This is a genomic window from Planococcus sp. TJ-301 (assembly GCF_058268475.1).
On record NZ_JBZDOH010000001.1, the window covers coordinates 654,775 to 675,118 of the forward strand.

A 20,344-nucleotide genomic window follows, 5' to 3' on the forward strand; every position below is an offset into this window, starting at 1 on the left:
GCCGGAGGGAACAATTGGACAGTATACTTATTTTAAATTTGTTTTTGGTGGCCATATTAATTGCATTAACCGCGTTATTCGTCGGATCGGAGTTTTCAATGATTCGGGTGAGGCAGTCGCGGATCGATCAATTGATTATGGAAGGCAATAAAAACGCAGTGCTGACTAAGAAAATTTCGGAACACCTGGATTATTATTTGTCTGCGTGCCAATTGGGCATCACCGTCACTGCCCTCGGGCTTGGGTGGCTTGGTGAACCGACTGTGGAACGCATTCTGCATCCGGTGTTCGAGAACTATGGAATCGGCGAACCAACGGCATCGGTCCTATCCTTTGCCATCGCTTTCACCGGCATCACGTTTTTGCATGTTGTACTGGGCGAACTTGCGCCTAAAACTTTGGCCATCCAGTATTCCGAAAAAATGGCGCTGTTCTTTTCCCGTCCGCTGATCATTTTCGGTAAAATCATGAATCCTGCCATCTGGCTGATGAATGGTTCCGCCCGCTTGCTGCTGCGCTTATTCGGCGTTGAGCCTGCAGGACATGAACAAGCACATTCGGAAGAAGAATTGAAAATCATCATGAACCAGAGCTATCAAAGCGGTGAAATCAACCAGACCGAATTGTCGTATATGCAGAACATCTTTTCTTTTGATGAACGCCAGGCCAAAGATGTCATGATTCCGCGGACTCAAATGGAAACGATTTCGCTTGAAATGGACCATAACGACTTAATGGAAATCGTCCGTGAACATCAATACACACGGTATCCGGTAACCGAAAATGGCGATAAGGACGACATTATCGGCTTTGTCAACATCAAAGAAATGCTCACCAAATTTTCGATGAACAATAATTTAAAAGAAAGTGTCAATGTTCATGACATTCCCTTTGTGGTAGAAGGTTCACCCATCCAAAACGTTTTGTTGACAATGCAGCGCCAGCAAGTGCATATGGCGATTGTCATTGACGAATATGGCGGTACTGCCGGCGTCATTACGATGGAAGATATCCTGGAAGAGATTGTCGGTGAGATCCGCGACGAATTCGACGAGGACGAAGCGGATGAAATCAAAGCGCTTGATGCTCATAATTATCTATTAAGCGGCCGCGTGCTGCTATCTGATTTGGAAGACCGATTTGCCATCTCTTTTGATGACAGCGAAGATGTCGATACCATCGGCGGTTGGGTCCAGATGAAGAACACGGAAATCAACGAAGGCGAATCGATCGATTTGCCCGGACATACGATTACCGTTATCGAAATGGAGAACCACCAGATCATCACTGTCCAACTGACACGCAAAGAAACATCCGAATCAATTGAAAGTGAATCAGAAGAAAAAAAATAAGCAAAACCCCCGCTTTTAAAAAGCGGGGGTTTTGCTTATTTTCCATTTAGCAATGATTTCTCGTATTCGAATTTCTTCATCAGCATTTCACCTGAATAACCTTCATCGATCAGGCGTGCAAGCAAGGCCTTTGTTTCGTCGTCGGCTGCTCTTGGATGCTCTTCACGGTCAAATTCCACCACATTCGAGTCATCGGTGATCCAGTCTGAAAAACTGCCGGTGTAGAGCTTGATGGCATCATGACCCTGTTCAGATAATTTAGCATATAAAACGGCAGCTGAAACGCCGCTTCCGCAATAGATAACCGCTGGTTCGTGTTTTTGCAGCACTTCAGAGAAGTCAACTTCTCCCTTGAATTTGCGGTCTTCGACCAATTGTTCCCAGTCAAAATTTCGCGCGCCCGGAATGCGGCCAGATACAGGATCAATCGGCTCTTCAAGCCCGGCATAGCGTGCCGCAGATCGTGCATCCACAAGAACCCCAAGCTCTTCGCCGCTGATGATTTTTTTGACGTAATCCTGGTCTGCATATAGCGGATCTTTAAAATCCAATGCCCCATCAGTTCGCGCGAAAACCGGCAATTCTGTGGAGACTTTAACTCCTTGCTTCTGCAAGCCTTCAAATCCCATCCTGCTGATAAAGGCGTTTTCAAATCCAGCAAATTTCAGCAGCCACCACGCACGGGCAGCGAATGGCGCGCCGCCTTGGTCGTAGACAACCACATGGTCTTTCGGATCCAGTCCGCTGGCATGGATCAACTCTGTGATTTTGTCTTGGCCGGGCATCGGATGGCGGCCGGCATTGGAAGACATGTCGGACAAATCCTCTTCTAAATCCCAGTAAATCGCACCTTCTACGTGGCCTTTATCGTACATGTTTTTGCCGGATTGAGGATCTTTCAGATCAAAGCGTGCATCGATCCAGCGATAATTTTCCGTGCCTTGGACATCCATAAAAACCTTCATTCGATTACTTCCTTTCGCGTGATAAAGTGGATAGAGATTTTTTCCATTCGTCTAAAATTTTCTGTTGCTGGAGCAAGGTCCGTTCAGATTCAATCTGGTCGACCGCCTGCCTTAGGATATGCTGGCGCAGTCCTTCAGCTTCCTGGTCGACCAAATGCTCTGCCCATGCGCCGAGCCTTGCTTTTTCACTCGCTAAGTATTTCTGCGCGTCCGGCTGCATCAATGATTGCAGCGCGTCGCGGAGCTTCTCTTTTTCATTTTTTTCGAAAAAGGATTTATTGTTTTTATAATACCCCTTAACGATGCCATAATCCACCCGTTCGAACGGTTTGGAAACTTCACCGACCGGTGCTTCTTCCACTTCATACGGCGTGAATGAGAAGTCCGGATTCAGTTCTTTCAGCTTTGCAGTATCATCCTTGAAACGCATAAGAATTTTTTTGTCGATAAATTGGGCCAGCCTGAAATTCGTGACGCGCAATTCCTGCTGGAAATCGAATGCCGCCATCTCGGTTATTTCTTCCAATGCGCCGTCAAGCGCTTGCTGGGAGCTTTTTCCGGAAAACGCGGAAGGGTTGAACGCTTCTTTAAAAAAGTCGTTGAAGCGGTAAAACACACGCTGGTTGACGTAATAAAGCAATTCATCGAGTTCCTGCAGCGTTTCGCGGGATAGGATGGCTGATGCAGATGCACTGAACAAAATCCGTAATTGCTGTTCCAGTTTTTTCAGTTCCAATAAACGCTCATCTTTGCGCATTAGATTCCGTTCCGTCTGTTCAATCAACCCTTTAAAGCGATCAACCGCCTTTTGTTCTTCTTCAGCCAAAGACTGCACTGCCATACCCTTCAGTTCATCTTTCAGGAAATGCTGGAATGCTGTTTCGAATTCCGGCATACCGGAACTGTCGCGCTCGCGCAGGGCTTGCAAGCTTGAAACGCCATAAAGCCGGGGGAACCGGATGCCGAATCGCTGCAATTCATCTCTTACATAATCAACGACGGCTTGCTGTTCTTCTTCATTGTTTGCCAAATCAATGGCATTAACGACAAAGAACATCTTGTCCATCTCAAAAGCATCTTTGACGCGGCCAAGCTGAATCAGGAATTCCCGGTCTGCCCGCGCAAATGCGTGGTTGTAATACGTGATGAACAAAATCGCATCGGCATTGCGGATGTATTCAAATGCTACATTCGTATGGCGGGCATTTATCGAATCTGCTCCCGGCGTATCTACCAGCGTGACGCCGTTCCTAGTCAATTCACAATCAAAATAGAAGTCGATTTCATCGACGAAGCAGCTCCGCTCCTCTTTGGCAACGTACAAGCCAAACTCTTCCCTGTTGACGCGGAGCGTCTTGCCGAGTTCTTTTTCAAATTGCGTATAGCCGTTCCGAAACGCATTGATAAATGATTGATGGACTTGTTTTTCCGTTGTATCGCTGGAAGGAAGCGAAGACGATTTTTTATACGCATCCGGTAAAGTTTGTACTGCAATTCCCAAAGCCTGGAAAGAATTTCGTACATCTTCGGTCATTTGGGCGACTGTTTTCAGCCGGACATCAGCCATTTCGTGCGGATGTTCAGCCGTCACTGGGCGAATCCTGTTGATTGTGGCAGTTGTCGGATTCGGCGAAACCGGCAGCACCGACTCGCCCATCAAAGCATTTGAAAAAGAGGATTTCCCTGCACTGAAGGCGCCGAACAAAGCGATCGTAAACTCTTGATTTTCAAGTCGTCCCGCCTTGCGCTTCAGGTATTGTGCGGTTTCCACAAAACCTTTGACTTGGCCAAGTACAGATGAGGTCTGGCCAGCGCGCTTGATAACCGCGATTTCATCGAATTGCTGGACAGCCATATCTTCCTCGGGACGCTCTTCCGTTTCACGCACTTTATCGGGTGCGAGCATTGAAGGCGTGAATACCGTCATATCTTCTTCGTTAATGTGGAATTCTTCATGCCACTTTGCAACTTTTTGTTCAGCTGCCTCTTTTTGTTTCGGCAGCATCGCCGAGAATGCACGCTTCACTTTTGCAATACGCTCGTCCATTTCTTCAAGCGTAGAAATCGCTAACATTTTCTGGTTAAGCCCTTCCGCTTTCATATCCATTTCTGTGCTCGCATCATCTGTTAAGCCGTTGAATTTGTCTTCTTGTTCATTTTTCCAGCTATCGGTTTCTTTAATGAACCATCGCTGGACAGCTGTCGTAATGTTTTTAGCAATATTCAGCACTGCATCTGCGGTAACAGTACCATTTTTAGGAATCCCTTCATCCACCAGCGAAAACGGCACATGAAATTCTGTTTCGTCGATGGAAATCGATTCGCTGTCAGTCAGCAGGCCCGCGTCTTTCAAAGAATTTTTCATCAGTTTTTTCAAATGGCTTGTGATTTGTGAAGCCGCGACCGCGTCCAAATGGCCAGCCACTTCCTGCTGCCTTGCGTTTCGCTCTTCCTGCGTTTTTTTGGCACTGAACAATAAACCGACTTTAAAGCCAGGCTGCACCGATTCCATGTAACTTGTCAACGCGTTGCGCAACTCATAAGGCATGATATTGGCATTCTCCACCAGCTCTTTGCGGCTTTTCTCGAATTTCAGTTTCCAGTTTTCAAAGTCCAGCACAGACAGGCGGCGTTCCACTTTTTCGTTTTCCAGCTTCAACTCGCTGCGCATCTCCCATTCTTCCTCGGTCAGTACCGAAGAAAAGGCAGCCAGCCGTTCCATCTGTTCGCCTTCCAAGAATTGCAGGTGTTCATCTTTTAATTGCTGCAGCGCGGAATGGGTGGCTTCACCGACATGGCCTTTCCAGTCTTGCATTGTTGCAGAAACCAGGCTTTTCACTTTTTCAAAATCGTTTTCCGGGAAATTAAAATCCTTCAATGACGTAAAGAAAATGCCTTTCGGCACAACGCCCCATGCCGCAAACGAGTCATGAACCGTTTGTTGAAAATCCGCAAACGGAATTTCACTCGACTGATGCTTGTCGATTTGATTGACGATCAAGTACAGCTCTGTGTATTTCTGCAAATCCTTTGTAAAATTGAAATTCAATTCAGATTGCACGTGGTTGTAATCCATAACGTAGAAAACCATATCCGCGACATGGAGCGCTGACTCGGTCGACAGACGATGCGCATCGTCTGTCGAATCGACGCCGGGGGTATCCATGACAGTGATGCCTTCCGGAAGGACTGAATCGTGGTGGCCGATTTCGATTTGCGTCACATCGCCACTTTTGCAGAATGCCTTGACGGCTTCAAAATCATAGTTCTCTGGGAAAAAGACCGGTTTCTCGTTTTTCATGTTAACGATTGCAAAGTCTTTTTCTGCTTTATGTATGTTGACGATGTTAGCGCTTGTTGGAATCGGGCTTGACGGCAAGATCGTTTCACCTGTCAGCGCATTGATCATAGATGATTTGCCTGAAGAGAAATGGCCGGCAAATCCGATGATGAAATTGTTCTTAAGTATTTTTTTGGCAAAAAGCTCCGCTTTCGCCGCACGCTCCGTGTCTTCGTTAGCCAAGAAGATCTGGTGGAGCCTCGCTGTTTCAATCAATTCGCTTTTGTGGTCTTGTGTCATGTAAGTCTGTTCCCTTCTTCCGAATGTTCTTTGATGAACCTTCCAATACTGCTAATATCATAACATTTTTTCAACGGGAACGAAAAAAATCCTTTCCTGTATCCGGGAAAGGATTTTGCCGCGCAGTGTTCAGGAAAAACCGTGGATTGACATACCGCCGTCGACGAATAATGTTTGCCCGGTTATGTAGCTTGCTGCGTCCGATGCCAGAAAGACAACAGGCGTAGCGACTTCCGGCAATTCTCCGACGCGTTTCATTGGCGTCACTGCAAGTATTGAATTTAAATACTCTTCATCGCTTAAGATTTTTTCTGTCAGCGGTGTGCGGAAATACCAAGGGCCAATAGCGTTGACCCGGATATTCTTCGGTCCCCATTCCATCGCCATAACGCGCGTCATTTGGATAATCGCCGCTTTAGAAGCAGCGTAGACGACGCCGGTTTTCAAAGCGCGGTCGCCTCCGACTGAACTGATATTGATGATTGATGCCCCTGAAGCCATCTCTTTGGCGGCTTCCTGTGAAAACATGAATACGCTATGCGCGTTAGTGTCCATAATTTTATGCCATTCCATGTCGCTTGCATCTTCTAATTTGGATCGGATGTTCATGCCCGCATTATTGACCAGGATATCCAGTCCGCCGAATCTTTCCACCGTTTTCTTGACGGCGTTGCGGATCTGTTCCCGGTCCGTAATGTCTGCAGCAATAAACGATGTCCGTCCGTTGCCGATCTCATCTTGCACGCTGCGCAAATCCGCTTCTGTCCGCGCCACCAGCATAACATTCGCACCTGCTTCTGCCACCGCCATCGCGATTGCACGGCCGATGCCTTTCCCCGCTCCTGTCACAATTGCGGTCTTGCCTTCCAAACTGAATGATTTCAACATATGATCGCCTCCTCTTTCATTATAATCATTGTTTTCCGTCAATTGCTAAAGCAAATATAAAAAGCATGGAAAAGGTTTCCTTTGTCCAAGCTTCGCTTTTGAATGTCTTAATATAGTTAAAACGATATTCCGCAAAACAGCTAGGCTTGCCGCGGGCGAGCGCCAAACCCCCTCAGCACGCTATCGCGTGCTGAGGGGGTTTCGGCTGTCTCGCTTTCCCGCAGGCGTCTCCGCTGTTTTGCTCCATATCTGGAACTCATAAAGAAAATGCAAAACTGTATCTTTCGAACTTTTCAATCAATAGAAATGATTTGCTGTTAAGAAACACCTTTGAATGAAGCAGAAGGCGGCGACTCCAGCGGGAGCAGCGCAGCGATGCAGGAGCAGTTCTTTTTCTAGCGACGAGGAGACTGAAGCCAGGCCCGCGGAAAGCGTCCGCCTAGAGCGAAATGAAAAAGGACTGTCGAGAATTTCCCGACAGTCACTTCATCATATCAAGTTATATAGGCTCGTGTATTTTTTCTCCAGATAGTCTGCAAGATAATCGGCATTCAAGCCTTCGCCTGTTGCATCTTCCAGGATCTCCAGCGGTTTTTTCATTGCGCCGTGCTGGTGGACGTTATCCGTCAGCCATCCGAGAATCGGTGCCACATTGCCTTCTTCAAGCAAAGCATCAAAATTCGGCAGATCTTTCATCATCGCATTTTTGAATTGCGCGGCGTAAATATAGCCCAATGCATATGAAGGGAAATAGCCGAAGCTTGCGCCTGCCCAGTGGACGTCCTGCAAAATACCTTCCGCATCGTTTGAAGGGCGAATGCCCAAGTATTCTTCGTATTTCTCGTTCCACAGTTCCGGCAAGTCTTTCACTTGAAGGTCACCGTTAAAGAGCCCTTTTTCAAGTTCGTAGCGCACCATAATGTGAAGCGCATATGTCAGTTCGTCCGCTTCAATGCGGATGAGCGATGGCTTTGCTTCATTGATGGCACGGAGGTATTGTGATTTTTCCACATCCCCGAAGCCTTGCGGCGAAGCTTGCTGGAGCTTTGCGTAATTGCAGTTCCAGAAATTTTCGCTGCGGCCGATGAAATTCTCGAAAAACAGCGACTGGGATTCATGGATCCCCATGGAAGCACCGGTTTCAACCGGCATTGCAGCAAGCTCGCTGCCGAGATTCTGCTCATAGACTGCATGCCCGCATTCATGGATTGTACCAAAAACTGCAGAGCGGAAATCGTTTTCATCATATTTTGTCGTCACGCGGATATCCTGGCGATTGATGTTCGTCATGAATGGATGGACCGTTTCGTCCAGGCGTCCCGCTTCAAAATCGTAGCCCAATTGCTGCAAAATTTGCAAGCTGAAATCGCGCTGTGCTTCTTTTGGGAAATGGTTGTACAGAAAATTTGTTTCCGGCTTATTGTCGGATTCCGCGATTTTTCGGACAAGATTGCCGATTCGCAGGCGCAGTTTACCGAAAACTTCATCCAGCACTTCAGTCGTCATTCCCGGCTCGTATTGGTCGAGCAGCGTGTTGTATGCGCTGCCGTTTTTCTCGCCCCAATAGCCGATCATTTCTTTCGTCTTTGCCACCAGTTTCTCCAAATACGGTTCGAACATGGCAAAATCGGAATCCTGTTTTGCTGTTTCCCAGACAGATTCCGCCTTCGATTGCAGCACGACAAATTCCTTGTAAGCTGCAGGTGGAATTTTCTTGCTCAAATCGTATTCTTTCCGCGATTCCTCGACCGAACGCTGTAAGACAGGGTCTAATCCACTTTTCTCCACCTCTAAACCAGCTAATATTTCACCGAATTTATCAGAAGTCGATAAAGAGAAAAGCTCGGACGACAACGTGCCGATTGTCTCGGACCGCAAGTCCACCCCTTTTTTAGGGGCTCCTGTCCGCAAATCCCAGTACAACAAGGATATCGCTTCTTGGTAAGCACGCATTTTGGCGACGTGCTCTTTATAAAGTTGCTGTAAATCCACAAAAATCCCTCCACATCAGCATTGAAATATCAGTGTATCATAACCCGAAAAGCCTATAGGAAATTTTTTGCGGAAACCGGCAAAACTTTATCCCATAAATGCTCAATAACCAATTCTTCTTCATTCAGCAGAAGATGGATTTCTCCGTAATCGCTTGATGTGCGGATCAAACGCCCAATGCCTTGCTGGATACGCAGCTGCATAAACGGCAAATCGATTTCCTCCAAGGGATGGAGGCTGAATTTGCGTTTCGCTTCGAAAACCGGATCTTTTGGTGGCAATGGCAAATCGACGATGATGACTTTCGTCAAGGCTTCACCCGGCAAGTCCAAACCTTCCCATAGATGGTACGAGCAAAGCACTTGGAACTTCCCTTCTTGGAAATCTTTGACGACCGTCGACAATTCCCGATCCCCTTCAAACTCAATCGTGTATTGATGCGCAAGCGGCAGCGATTGTTTGAAATTCTCCATGTCAATTTTCGACTTGAACAATACCAAGGTTTGGTCTCCGCTCGAAAACAAATCGTAGACGCGGCTGAATTTCTTTTCTTGCGGCAGCGCATGCTTGAAGATTTTCATGACTTCTTCGTAATCGAATGGCGATGGCACGGAAAATGATTGGAAATCGTCAATGCCCAGGCTGTCCGCTATATACGTAAAGTCTTTTTGAATGGAAAGCGTCGCCGAAGAAAAAATGATCGGCATTTTGCCGTCGAAGAATTTCTCTTCCAAAATATCCGTAACCAGGCGTGGCATAATGACAAGCGTCTCGATTTCATCTTTCACTTCGAGCCAGTTGACTGCATCGCCTTTTTCGACGAATAATTTCATGGCGAATGTGTAAAGGTCAAAATACTCTTCCGCAATTTTCAAATCGTATTCCGGAATGGTGTACAATTCCCCTTCAAATACAAACTCTTCCAATAACAAATCGATTTTCTTGATCAATTCTAAGCCGAGCATCAACAAATCGTCCGACTTGATGATCGCTTTGCGATCCTCATCCGACGCGATTGTATTCGCACGCAGCACACGGAAAAATTCATTATGCAAATCGATGGTCTGTTCAATCAAGCCGAGCGTTTTTTCACGTACGCCATCAACCATGACGCGTTCAGTAACATGCAGCAGCGTCATCTCCTGCACCTCATAAGTCAACGCGCGCTGAGCAGCAAATTCCAATAAATGCCCTTCATCCAAAACAATTTGCGAAACTTCCGGCAGCAAAGGCGTCTGGCCTTCACGGATGCGGGTTTCTTTCGTCCAGACGTGTTCCATCAAGAAATCATGCGAACAGATGACGAGATCAGTCGCCTCACGGTAATGGTTGCGGTGGATGGTCTGGCCGCATTTATTGCGCAGCTCGCATGCCGTACAGTTTTGGATTGGATGGTAATTGACTTGCTGCCATTCGTCATCGGTGACGTCCGGATAGCTTGAACGCTCGCCATATGGGTACGTGTTCTGCATCGAATACGTTTTGTTGACGAATTCCGGCAAACTGAATTCAATGTCATCAAGGAAATCTGCATCGCTGCGCTTTTGTGCGCCTTCAAGCCGCTGCAGGCATAAATATTGGTCCCGCGATTTGGCGAGCCGCACATCCAGTTTCAAATCGAACATCGCGTTCAAGCGGTCAATATCGCCGCCTTTTTTGACAAGCTGTTCGATAAGCGTTTCATCAGCACAGGATATTAATGCCGGCTTTCCGGTATAACGGGCATAGGCGATGGCCGGCAATAAGTAAGCCAAGGTTTTTCCGGTCCCGACGCCTGCTTCGGCGAATAAGACGGATTTGTCTTTTAATGCCTGCTCGATCTGGAACGCCATAAAAATCTGTTCATCGCGCAGGTCAAAGCCTTTTTCAGGCAATTCGTCGTAAAAAACATCCCCGATCCAGTCGTTCAGCGATTCAAAAAATGTTTTATCTTTTGATAATGGAAATGGTAATGGCTGTCTCATCTAATTCTCCTCACAGAGAAACGGAAGGGCTGGGGCCCTTCCGTTCTCATGTCATTTGTTTTTCGAGCGTTCTCCCCAGAACTGGAACAAGTCCGTGCGGATAAAGCCGTTGAACAGTTTGCGTTTTTTCGTGGCTGGCTGGCCGTACAAGGTTTCGAACCGTGCCATTGAAGACAGCATATAAACCGACCAAGTTGGATGCTTTGCAAAAATGTTGCCCATATCTTTGATCATTTCTTCGATCACTTCTATTTCACCGATTCGCTCGCCGTATGGCGGATTGCCGATGACGACGCCGTTTTCTTCATTGGTGGTAAAGTCTTTTATTTGGCGCTGCTGGAATTTGATGATGTCGGCAAAGCCGGCTTCACGGGCATTTTCCTCAGCCACTCTGATCATTTTGTGGTCGATATCGGTGCCGAGAATGTTCAGCGGCTGGTCATAATTTGCAAGCTCTTCCGCTTCTTCTCGGACATTGTCCCATATCTGCTGCGTCATCCATGGCCAATTTTCACTGTCGAAATCGCGGTTATAGCCAGGAGCGATATTCTGTCCGATCATTGCAGCTTCGATAGCGATCGTTCCTGAACCGCAAAATGGATCAACAAACGGCCGGTCTGGCGTCCAACGGGATAGTTTTACCAAAGCTGCCGCCAGAGTTTCTTTCAACGGCGCCTCTCCTTGGTCTAAACGGTAGCCGCGTTTATGCAGGCCTGCCCCGCTCGTGTCGATTGACAATTGGACTTTGTCTTTAAGAATCGACACTTCAATTTTAAAGCGGGCCCCCGACTCGTCCAAGAACGAGTTGCGCTGATAGGCTTTTTTCAAGCGTTCGACAATCGCTTTTTTGACGAGTGCCTGGCAGTCAGGCACACTATATAGCTTCGATTTCACTGATTTTCCTTGAACCGGAAAACTAGCATCGACCGGCAGGAATTTTTCCCATTCCAAGGCTTTTGTTTCTTCGAACAATTCATCGAATGTGTAAGCGCTGAATTCGCCTGCAATAATTTTCACTCGGTCTGCCGTCCGCAGCCAAAGGTTAGTGAAAGCGATATCGCGCTCATCGCCTTCGAAAAAAACTTTACCGTTTTCAGTTTGCGTTTCATATCCAAGCTGTTTTAATTCATCCGCTACGATAGACTCTAAGCCCATGGCAGCTGTCGCTAATAATTTAAATTTAGTCATATAAGCTCCTTTTCCTGTCCCCGCCTGTTTGAAGGGGACAAGTTCAATCCGATTCCATAATAAGTAGAAAAGCTCCCCGCAAGGAGAGCCTTCAATAAGCATTTTAAAGCCAAACGAAATTCTATAAGCCATGTTTTGTTTCCACGTACTCAAACAGCTTGCGCCTCGTACTAGTGGACGGCAACCATCTATCTGCAAGCCTAGCCTGCCTCTTCCTCCGTTGGATTCCATCGGAAAAGTGCCCCTACCATAATTTGGGTTTCTCACTCGCGGGGTTTACCTCGTTCCACCTGCATAATTTCTTATGCAGCTCCGTCACTGTGGCACCTTCAGGGTATTTAGGCCGTATCCGAAGACTTAGGCGTTCTACCCGCCGTCAACCGCAAAGCGGCTGCCTCAGCTTATTGTTTCGCTGAGCGCGATCACTACGTCCATTGCAGGGCCGTGTGAGCATGGACTTTCCTCTCCAGACTGAACTGGAGCGATTGCCAGAATTTCAGATGGCTTAACAAGTATACGCCATTGAAGCGAAACTTTCAATCCCAATCAATTGTTGTTCAATTTACTGCCAAATACGTGATTTTCAAGATGGGACAAACGGCGCAAAATATCGAAATTGGTTGTTCCCGGAGCTGGAGTTGCCTGTTTTCTCGGCATATCTTCCATCTCGGCACGCAGCCGCTTGTTTTCGTTTTGCAATTGTTCAATTTTTTTGCTGAAGATTTCATAGTCCTGGATGATGTCGTCTAAAAAATGGTCTACTTCATCCTGGTTATAACCGCGCATTCCCGTTTTGAAGTCTTTTTCCAAAATATCTTTCGCTGTGAATTTATTGTCCATTTTAATCGTCCTTCCGTAACGTGCAACTAGATATTGACGTTTTTGCAAAATAAAAACTTGCTTTACGCTAAGTATAGCATAAGGCAAGTTTTGCGTGTCTAGTTCTTATCAAGTTCCAACTCTTTTTTTCGTTTTTTTTCGTGGAGCCGGTTCAGTCGTTTATGGATATCTTGCTCTAGCGCTTTTCGCACTGTAGTATGCTCGCTCGCCTCTTTTGCAAAATTAGCCATGATGATCGCCTGGTCAAGATTCCGCAGCTGATGTTCATACAGCTTCGAAGCGTGCACCCAGGCTTCGACTTCTGCTGCCCCGCGGAGATGTGGAGCCGCTTCTTTAAAAAGCTTTACCGCTTCCGCGTGGTCGCCACTGCGCTTTTTCTGGATCGCCAGGAAAAAGCGCGCCATAGCGGCTCCGCTTCCGCGCTGTTGTGTAACGTGCTCCAGGTAAGCCGCGCTTTGGTCGTATTGCTTCAAGTCAGCGTACCATTTGCCGATATTGGTATAAGCTCCGCTTGTTTCCGACACCATGTCCTCCATTAGGAGATCCGATGACAGCACATAAAGCGAAACGAGCGACAGAATGTCGAGCTCGTTATGGAGCAGTACTTTGCCGAGCCCTTCCGTATAGCCGCTTTTCACCGCATCGAGATAAATCGCCGGAATGAGGAAGCCAGGGACATCACCGACCCGCTCGAATCCCAGTTTCTCCACCTCAATCGTGCTGAGCTTCATGCGTTCGAGTTCATTTTTCCAGATGCGTTTCGTGCCGTGGAACAAATCAATCTGTTTCGGCACCGGCAGCTTCGGCAGCGTTTGCCGGTGCATCGTCCACCTTGACGTCAGTTGCGGCCAATCAAAGCTTTTACCATTATAAGAAAAAATGGTTGGCTCATCGTCCTGCCACAAGCCGGTTTCGTAGAGAAACGCAGCTTCATGCGAAGGGTCGGGCATGATGTATTGGGTCATTTCGAAATGATCGCTTTTCTTCACCAGGATGCCAATCAGGAAAATATACGCGCCGGTTCCGCTGAGGCCAGTCGTTTCGGTATCGAAAAAAAGGATGGGCTCTTCTTTTTTCAATTTGAACGGATGCTCGAATGGCGCCTGTTCCCAAGCGGTCCGCACCCGGTCCAGTTCCGACAGGCTGACATTGCCATGGACAGTATCGAGCGGGTAGCGGATTCGTTTCACATAAACAAAGCCGAACCGGTTTTCAATCAATTCCAGTCCAATTCCCGCCCATGCGTGTTCATACGCTGGGCGTTCAATAACTTTCGGTTTTTGTTGTTTCTTGACTGGCTGTTTTTTCAGCATGCCTTTCATCTGCAGCAATTTATTTTCAAACGACATCGGACGATCACCCCTCTTTTCGAAGCTCGTTCAACAAGTCGATCACATGATTTTTCATGCTGACAGCTGCATCTTGTGCACCGATGCACGACGGGCACCCGTCAAAACAAGGGCATTCTTCCACGTGCTGCTGTGCTTTTTCGAGCAGCGGCTGCCACAAATCGTAAATGCGCTCACTGATGCCAATGCCACCCGGGTAGGAATCGTGGATGAAAAAGGACGGCATGTCATTATGCGGCGATTTCACTTGCGGCACGACGTGAACATCCCGACGGTCGCATTGGACAAAAATCGGGATGAATGATTCGATGGCGTAAGCCGCTCCGGTCATTGTATCCGACAGCTCGGAATCGCTGAATTCTTCAGGCTTAGTAAAACTTAGCCATGTCGATGAAGTATGGAGCTCTTGAGCAGGCAGCGAAATCGGCCCCGAGCCGATATTATCGTGTGTATCGAAACGGATCTTCTTGAAAATCGTCGGCATCGCCAAAACAGCGATATCCCCGTATTGGACATCCGAATCGTTGAATTTCTTCGTCTTGTCTTCGCTCAACACTTTCAGTTCGACCGCCAGATTAGCGTCGGTGAAATAATCCACATCAACTTCCGTGACAAAGGCTTTCTTTTCTTCCCAGTCCAAAATCTCGACTTGGAATTGCGTGCCTTGATGCAGATAAATGGCTTCTTCATGCAATAACGTCATTGCGCTGAAACGGTCCATTTCTCCGATGACGCGTGTATTCGCCGGCACTGATTGGTCAATGATGACTACATTTTCCTGGGATGCAGAACGCAGGGAAATGTCATGCGCCGGAAAACGGTCGCTCATCCAATGCCAGCGTTCACTTGTGCGCACCAATACCCCTTGTTCCTGCAAATACTCCAGCAATTCCTGGACATCGAATTCCCCGTATTGATCGTCTGTCGAGAACGGCAGTTCAAAAGAAGCACATTTCAAGTGGTCCATCAAGATGATGATGTTTTCCGGATGGATGCGCGCTTCTTCAGGCGATTGATCCAATAGGTATTCCGGATGGTTGATGATGTATTGATCTAGCGCAGTCGATTGTGCGACATATACAACGAGCGATTCATCCTGCCTGCGCCCTGCTCGTCCCGCCTGCTGCCAAGCACTAGCGATATTGCCGGGATAACCGGTCATGATGCAGGCCTGCAGCTGGCCGATGTCAACGCCAAGCTCGAGCGCGTTCGTCGACACGACACATTGAATCGAACCGTCGCGCAGCCCTTTTTCAATGGCGCGCCGTTCAGTCGGCAAATAACCGCCCCGGTAGCCTTTGATGGACTCGTCCTGGAGCTTTGTTTTTGTAATGGCCTGCAAATAAGTGACGAGCATCTCAACCCGCACACGGCTCTTCGCAAAGACGATGGTCTGGATGCCTTGCTTGATCAAATGCGTCGCAAGGTCCCGCACCTCAAGAATCGCGCTTCTGCGTACGCCAAATGTTGGATGGACAATCGGCGGATTGTAAAAGACAATATGCTTTTTGCCGGACGGCGCACCGTTCTGGTCAATCAGCACATGTTTTTCATTTGTCAGGTTTTCTGCAAGTTCTTTCGGGTTGGCAATTGTTGCTGAGGTGCAGATGAATACGGGATTGCTGCCATAGAATTCACAGATGCGCTTCAGCCTTCTGATAACATGCGCCACATGGGTGCCGAATACGCCCTTATAAGTATGGAGCTCGTCGATGACTATATAATGAAGGTTTTCAAAAAGCGATACCCATTTCGTATGGTGCGGCAAAATTGCCGAATGCAGCATATCGGGATTGGTCATAACGATTTGGCCCGCTTTTCTTACTTTCGTGCGGATAGCCGGTGACGTATCGCCGTCATAAGTATAGGAAAGGATGTCTTTTTCCGTTTTTTCGATTAAATCGTGAAGATCGCTTTTCTGGTCTTGAGCAAGCGCTTTTGTGGGAAATAAATACAACGCGCGCGCACCCGGGTCGTTGAGGATTTTATGCAGCACCGGCAAATGGTAGCAATACGATTTGCCCGATGCAGTAGGCGTTACTGCCGTAAACGACTTTCCATCCACCGCCAAATCGAAAGCCTGCCTTTGGTGTGTGTAAAGCTGTTCGATTCCTTTTTTTCGCAGGGCCGCCTTCAAATTTTCATGCATGTCTGGCGGAAAATCTGCGTAAGCAGCCGCTTTCTCTGGTTTCGTGTGCCAGTGCTCAATCCGTTCCATCATGTCAGGCTCAGTTTTCCATTCAGCCAGCAACTCCGGAAGCTTCTTTTTTCTGATCATCTGTCTTCGCCCTTTTCGTCGATCGCCAGCATGAGCGTCTGTAATGTATATTGCGCCGCCTGGATGGTCTGGACAAAACGTTTTTTGCTGGTTTCTTTATAGAAACTTTGCACAAAAACTTGAGCCATTCCTTCCGCTGCCGTATCGATAGTTGGTTTATGTGCATATTTTGGCCGCTCCTGCTGGATATAAAGCAAGGATTCCCGCTGCCATTCATTTATCTTCTCGTGCCAGTAATCTGCATATGGTTTCACGTCTTTATAGAAATCCGGTACCGCGTCCTGCTCGCGCATGGCGTAAAAGCGGTCCAGGCATTTTCCGCATTCGTCAAATAAGGCGGAAGAGAGTTCTTTAACTGTCATTTTTCGTCCCTCCAGTGCCATTAGTTTATCATATAAGCAAAAGCTTCACTAACTTATCGAACAGGCATTCTTTTCATTTGGATTTACCCATAGAATCCGCTATTATTAGGCTAGCCTATTTGGAACCTTTCATACCGGAAGTCGTCTTAGTCCGTGTGATATGATAAGATAAGCGAGGTGTATCACAATGGCAATAAATTATCCGAACGGCAAGAAATTTATTCCAGCTAAAGAACAGCCGGTGAAAAAGAAGAAAAAGGATTTCTCTTTCAGTAATCGGGGTAAAACTTTAGAGGATGAATTAAATGAAACCAATGAATACTACTTGCATTTAGGACTTGCAGTCATTCATAAAAAGCCGGTTCCAGTCCAAATCGTCAAAGTCGAATACCCTTCAAGAAGTGCCGCGGTCATTCGGGAAGCGTATTTCCGCGCACCTTCCACCACGGATTATAATGGTGTTTGGAATGGGCGCTATATCGACTTTGAAGCAAAGGAAACGGAAAACAAAACTTCCTTTCCGCTGAAAAACATCCATGAACATCAAATCCATCACATGTCCCAAGTCGTCAAGCATCAGGGACTGGCATTTATGATCATCCGTTTTTCAGCGCTGCAGCGATATTTCATCATCCGTTTTGAAGCGATTGAAGTTTTTTGGGACCGCATGTTGACTGGCGGGCGCAAATCCATCGCGCTGCAAGAAATTGAAGACACTGCAATCGAAATCGTGCCGGGAGCATTTCCGCGCATCGATTACCTGCCTGTCCTCAAACAATTTTGACAAAGCATATTTGAAAGTGAGGGACCGATTGTGAGCGAAAAACCAGTTTCGCGCGAACAGCGCAGAAAAGCAATCGAACAACAAAAGAAGAAAACCAACAAGAAAAGCAAGAAACCGAACGGCGGAGGCTGGATTAAACGAATTTTCCTGATCGTCCTGCTGATTGGGGTAATCGGCCTCGTTTTCGGCATCGGCCTCTTTACTTATTACGCGAGCAGTGCCCCCGAAATTGATGAAGAACTTCTTCGCGATCCAATCAGCCCGACCATCCTGGCTGCTGACGGTAAAACCGAAATTCCTTATATGACCGCAGAGAACCGCGAATATATCGAATATCAAGATATCCCTAAAGTGATGGAAGAAGCCATATTAGCAACGGAAGATAACCGCTTCTACGATCATTCGGGAATTGATGTCATACGCCTCGGCGGCGCAGTCATTGCCAACATCACTGGCGGTTTCGGATCCCAAGGAGCCAGCACCATTACACAGCAGGTCATCAAAAACTCCTTCCTTTCGAATGACAAAACGCTGAAGCGAAAAGCGCAGGAAGCATATCTTGCTTATAAACTTGAGAAGGAATATGAAAAAGAAGAAATCTTTGAAATGTATTTCAACAAAATTTTGATGTCAGGCAATATTTACGGCTTCGGCACCGCTTCCCAGCATTTCTATGGCAAGCCGTTAAACGAACTGGCATTGCATGAAGCTGCATTGCTTGCGGGCATGCCGCAAAGCCCAAATGGATACAATCCTTTCAATAATCCGGAGCGCGCTGAAACGCGCCGCAACGTCGTATTGAAATTGATGGAGCAGCACGGCAAGATCACCACTGCCCAAAAAGAGGAAGCCCAGGCGGCCTCTGCGACGGATTCTTTGCTTCCTGAAGATCAGCGCAAACAAGCAGCAGTGACGAACGAATATACGGCATTTATGGAAATGATGGAAAAAGAGCTTGAATCTCTTGATGGAGATTATGCAATGGATGATGGTTTGACAATTCATACAACCTTGGATCCAAATGCTCAACAAGTGGTCAACAGTGCAATGTCATCCGATTTGTTCTTCGATGAGGAAGTTCAATCAGCCATGACGGTCGTCGACACCAAAACCGGCGGCATACGCGCTGTAGGAGCTGGCCGCGATTACAGCGGCGATGTCCGCATCAACCGTGCAACAGCCAAAGACCGAAACATCGGATCTACCATTAAGCCGCTGATCGATTATGGTCCGGCAATCGAGTATCTTGACTGGTCAACAGGCGAAACTGTCGTGGATGAACCGCTTTCCTATGACAGCGGCCAGGAAATCCGCAACGTTGACGGCGAGTTTCTCGGCACGATGTCGATCAGAGAAGCGTTGTACCGCTCACGCAATATCCCAGCGGTAAAGACTTTGGAAGAAGTCGGACCAGAAAATGCTGCGGACTTTACGAAGAAATTAGGACTTGAAGTAGAAAATGTCTATGAATCCACAGCGTTAGGTACGGATAATATCTCCACTGTCGAAATGGCTGGCGCTTTTGCGGCATTCGGCAATAACGGCTCTTTTACAGAACCGCATACGATCACCAAAATCGTTTTCCGCGACGGCTCGACTGAACAAATCGTTAAGCCGGAACCGGTACAAGCGATGAAAGACAGCACTGCTTATATGGTCACTGACATGCTGCGCGACGTTGTCGATACAGACCTGCGCGGTTCTACAGGCAAAGAAGCGGCTATCAGCGGGTTGGACCTGGCCGGTAAAACCGGTACATCCAATTACACTGAAGATGAACTGAACGAATATGGTTTAGATGCATCATCTGCGCCGGATATCTGGTTTGCCGGTTACACACCGGAATATTCAATTTCCGTATGGAGCGGTTATCCGACACGTGCCGTTGGGATCGATACCGAATCTGACGAGCGCTTGTTGGCCCAGCGCTTGTTTAAAACAGTCATGACAGAGATTTCAACAAACGAAAGTGGAACTTTCAATCAGCCGGATTCGGTTGTAGAACTCCAAGTCGAAGAAGGCACATCCCCTCTTCAACTGGCTAGCGCATATACACCTTATAGCTTGCGAAGCACAGAATTATTCGCAGAAGGTACGGAGCCAAACCAAGTCTCCGAACGTTACGTCCAGGAGGATCTCGATGCCCCATCTGGGTTGCGCGCTAATGTAGACGGTGAAAATGTCGGCCTATCTTGGCAATATGGCGATGCTGACAATGTGGCATTCGAAGTTTCTGTTGAAGTTGACGGATCACGTTCAGTCTTAACTACAACTGGCGAACAGGGCTATACGTTCAGCGGCCTTGAAGAAGGTAGAACGTATACCTTCCGGGTTGCGGCAGTAAATGATGACCAGCGAAGCGACTCTGCTTCTGTATCGGTTGAAGTTGCTGCCCGACCTGAAGAGCCGGAAGAAGAACCGGAAGAGCCCGTTGAGGAAGAACCAGTAGAAGAAGAACCTTCTGCTGAAGAAGAACCTCCGGCCGAGGAAGAACCAGCAGAAGAAGAGCCTCCTGTTGAAGAAGAGCCTCCTGCTGAAGAAGAACCTCCGGTCGAAGAAGAGCCAGCAGAAGAAGAGCCTCCTGCTGAAGAAGAACCTCCGGTCGAAGAAGCGCCAGTGGATGACGGCGAAGAAGCGCCGCCTGAAGATGGCGGCGAGGGCGAAAACGAAGCCAATCCTGCTTCCACGGAGCCTGCTCCGGCTGAAGAAGGACAGAACGGAAATGACAACAACAATAACGATAACGATAATAATAACGGTAATAATGGCAATGGAAACGGCAACGGCCGTCCATAAACCACA

Annotated in this window: 13 protein-coding genes and 1 other RNA gene; 3 read left to right on the forward strand and 11 right to left on the reverse strand. The window is 47.5% G+C overall.

Annotated features, from left to right (window positions below):
- Nucleotides 1-14: 14 nt before the first annotated feature.
- Nucleotides 15-1,352 carry a hemolysin family protein gene (locus AC4EHJ_RS03335; RefSeq protein WP_490974172.1) on the forward strand — a complete coding sequence of 446 codons (1,338 nt, stop codon included), beginning with the start codon at nt 15-17 and terminating at the stop codon, nt 1,350-1,352.
- 35 nt (nt 1,353-1,387) lie between these two features.
- Here AC4EHJ_RS03335 and AC4EHJ_RS03340 read toward each other — a convergent pair whose 3' ends face one another.
- From AC4EHJ_RS03340 to AC4EHJ_RS03390, 11 genes are all read right to left on the reverse strand, one after another.
- Nucleotides 1,388-2,317, reverse strand: coding sequence for a sulfurtransferase (locus tag AC4EHJ_RS03340; RefSeq protein ID WP_490974173.1), 930 nt, complete (start codon nt 2,315-2,317; stop codon nt 1,388-1,390).
- Nucleotides 2,318-2,321: 4 nt separating this feature from the next.
- Nucleotides 2,322-5,897 (reverse strand): dynamin family protein, encoded by a 3,576-nt coding sequence (locus AC4EHJ_RS03345; protein WP_490974174.1) that lies wholly within the window; start codon nt 5,895-5,897, stop codon nt 2,322-2,324.
- A 129-nt stretch (nt 5,898-6,026) separates the two neighbouring features.
- Entirely contained in the window at nt 6,027-6,785 is a 759-nt protein-coding gene (locus tag AC4EHJ_RS03350) for an SDR family NAD(P)-dependent oxidoreductase (protein WP_490974175.1), read from the reverse strand.
- A 489-nt stretch (nt 6,786-7,274) separates the two neighbouring features.
- On the reverse strand, nt 7,275-8,777 hold the full coding sequence (locus AC4EHJ_RS03355) for a carboxypeptidase M32 (RefSeq protein ID WP_490974176.1): 1,503 nt from the start codon (nt 8,775-8,777) through the stop codon (nt 7,275-7,277).
- Between the two features lie 53 nt (nt 8,778-8,830).
- On the reverse strand, nt 8,831-10,741 hold the full coding sequence (locus tag AC4EHJ_RS03360; RefSeq protein ID WP_490974177.1) for an ATP-dependent DNA helicase: 1,911 nt from the start codon (nt 10,739-10,741) through the stop codon (nt 8,831-8,833).
- Between the two features lie 51 nt (nt 10,742-10,792).
- A complete protein-coding gene (locus AC4EHJ_RS03365) occupies nt 10,793-11,929 on the reverse strand; it encodes a THUMP domain-containing class I SAM-dependent RNA methyltransferase (protein ID WP_490974178.1) in 1,137 nt (378 codons plus the stop codon).
- A gap of 119 nt (nt 11,930-12,048) precedes the next feature.
- Nucleotides 12,049-12,426, reverse strand: an RNA gene (gene rnpB / locus AC4EHJ_RS03370) — RNase P RNA component class B.
- Between the two features lie 49 nt (nt 12,427-12,475).
- A complete protein-coding gene (gene gpsB / locus AC4EHJ_RS03375; RefSeq protein ID WP_183736391.1) occupies nt 12,476-12,769 on the reverse strand; it encodes a cell division regulator GpsB in 294 nt (97 codons plus the stop codon).
- A gap of 98 nt (nt 12,770-12,867) precedes the next feature.
- Complete coding sequence (locus AC4EHJ_RS03380) at nt 12,868-14,118, reverse strand: ribonuclease H-like domain-containing protein (protein ID WP_490974179.1); 1,251 nt, start codon at nt 14,116-14,118, stop codon at nt 12,868-12,870.
- A 7-nt stretch (nt 14,119-14,125) separates the two neighbouring features.
- Nucleotides 14,126-16,396: a DEAD/DEAH box helicase gene (locus AC4EHJ_RS03385; RefSeq protein ID WP_490974180.1), complete on the reverse strand. Its 2,271-nt coding sequence runs from the start codon at nt 16,394-16,396 to the stop codon at nt 14,126-14,128.
- Nucleotides 16,393-16,758: a YppE family protein gene (locus AC4EHJ_RS03390; RefSeq protein ID WP_490974181.1), complete on the reverse strand. Its 366-nt coding sequence runs from the start codon at nt 16,756-16,758 to the stop codon at nt 16,393-16,395. Before AC4EHJ_RS03390 ends, AC4EHJ_RS03385 begins: the two co-directional genes overlap by 4 nt.
- A gap of 187 nt (nt 16,759-16,945) precedes the next feature.
- Between AC4EHJ_RS03390 and recU the strand changes: the two genes are divergently transcribed.
- The gene (gene recU, locus AC4EHJ_RS03395; RefSeq protein ID WP_490974182.1) at nt 16,946-17,542 is read left to right on the forward strand and encodes a Holliday junction resolvase RecU; all 597 of its coding nucleotides are present in this window, start codon (nt 16,946-16,948) and stop codon (nt 17,540-17,542) included.
- A 30-nt stretch (nt 17,543-17,572) separates the two neighbouring features.
- Entirely contained in the window at nt 17,573-20,338 is a 2,766-nt protein-coding gene (locus AC4EHJ_RS03400) for a PBP1A family penicillin-binding protein (RefSeq protein WP_490974183.1), read from the forward strand.
- Nucleotides 20,339-20,344: the final 6 nt, after the last annotated feature.

Bases quoted from the DNA above. Each gene is read 5' to 3' on its own strand.
- AC4EHJ_RS03365 (WP_490974178.1), bottom strand. From the start codon at position 11,929: ATGACTAAATTTAAATTATTAGCGACAGCTGCCATGGGCTTAGAGTCT.
- AC4EHJ_RS03385 (WP_490974180.1), bottom strand. From the start codon at position 16,396: ATGATCAGAAAAAAGAAGCTTCCGGAGTTGCTGGCTGAATGGAAAACT.
- AC4EHJ_RS03340 (WP_490974173.1), bottom strand. From the start codon at position 2,317: ATGAAGGTTTTTATGGATGTCCAAGGCACGGAAAATTATCGCTGGATC.
- AC4EHJ_RS03360 (WP_490974177.1), bottom strand. From the start codon at position 10,741: ATGAGACAGCCATTACCATTTCCATTATCAAAAGATAAAACATTTTTT.
- AC4EHJ_RS03380 (WP_490974179.1), bottom strand. From the start codon at position 14,118: ATGTCGTTTGAAAATAAATTGCTGCAGATGAAAGGCATGCTGAAAAAA.
- AC4EHJ_RS03350 (WP_490974175.1), bottom strand. From the start codon at position 6,785: ATGTTGAAATCATTCAGTTTGGAAGGCAAGACCGCAATTGTGACAGGA.
- AC4EHJ_RS03345 (WP_490974174.1), bottom strand. From the start codon at position 5,897: ATGACACAAGACCACAAAAGCGAATTGATTGAAACAGCGAGGCTCCAC.
- gpsB (WP_183736391.1), bottom strand. From the start codon at position 12,769: ATGGACAATAAATTCACAGCGAAAGATATTTTGGAAAAAGACTTCAAA.
- recU (WP_490974182.1), top strand. From the start codon at position 16,946: ATGGCAATAAATTATCCGAACGGCAAGAAATTTATTCCAGCTAAAGAA.
- AC4EHJ_RS03390 (WP_490974181.1), bottom strand. From the start codon at position 16,758: ATGACAGTTAAAGAACTCTCTTCCGCCTTATTTGACGAATGCGGAAAA.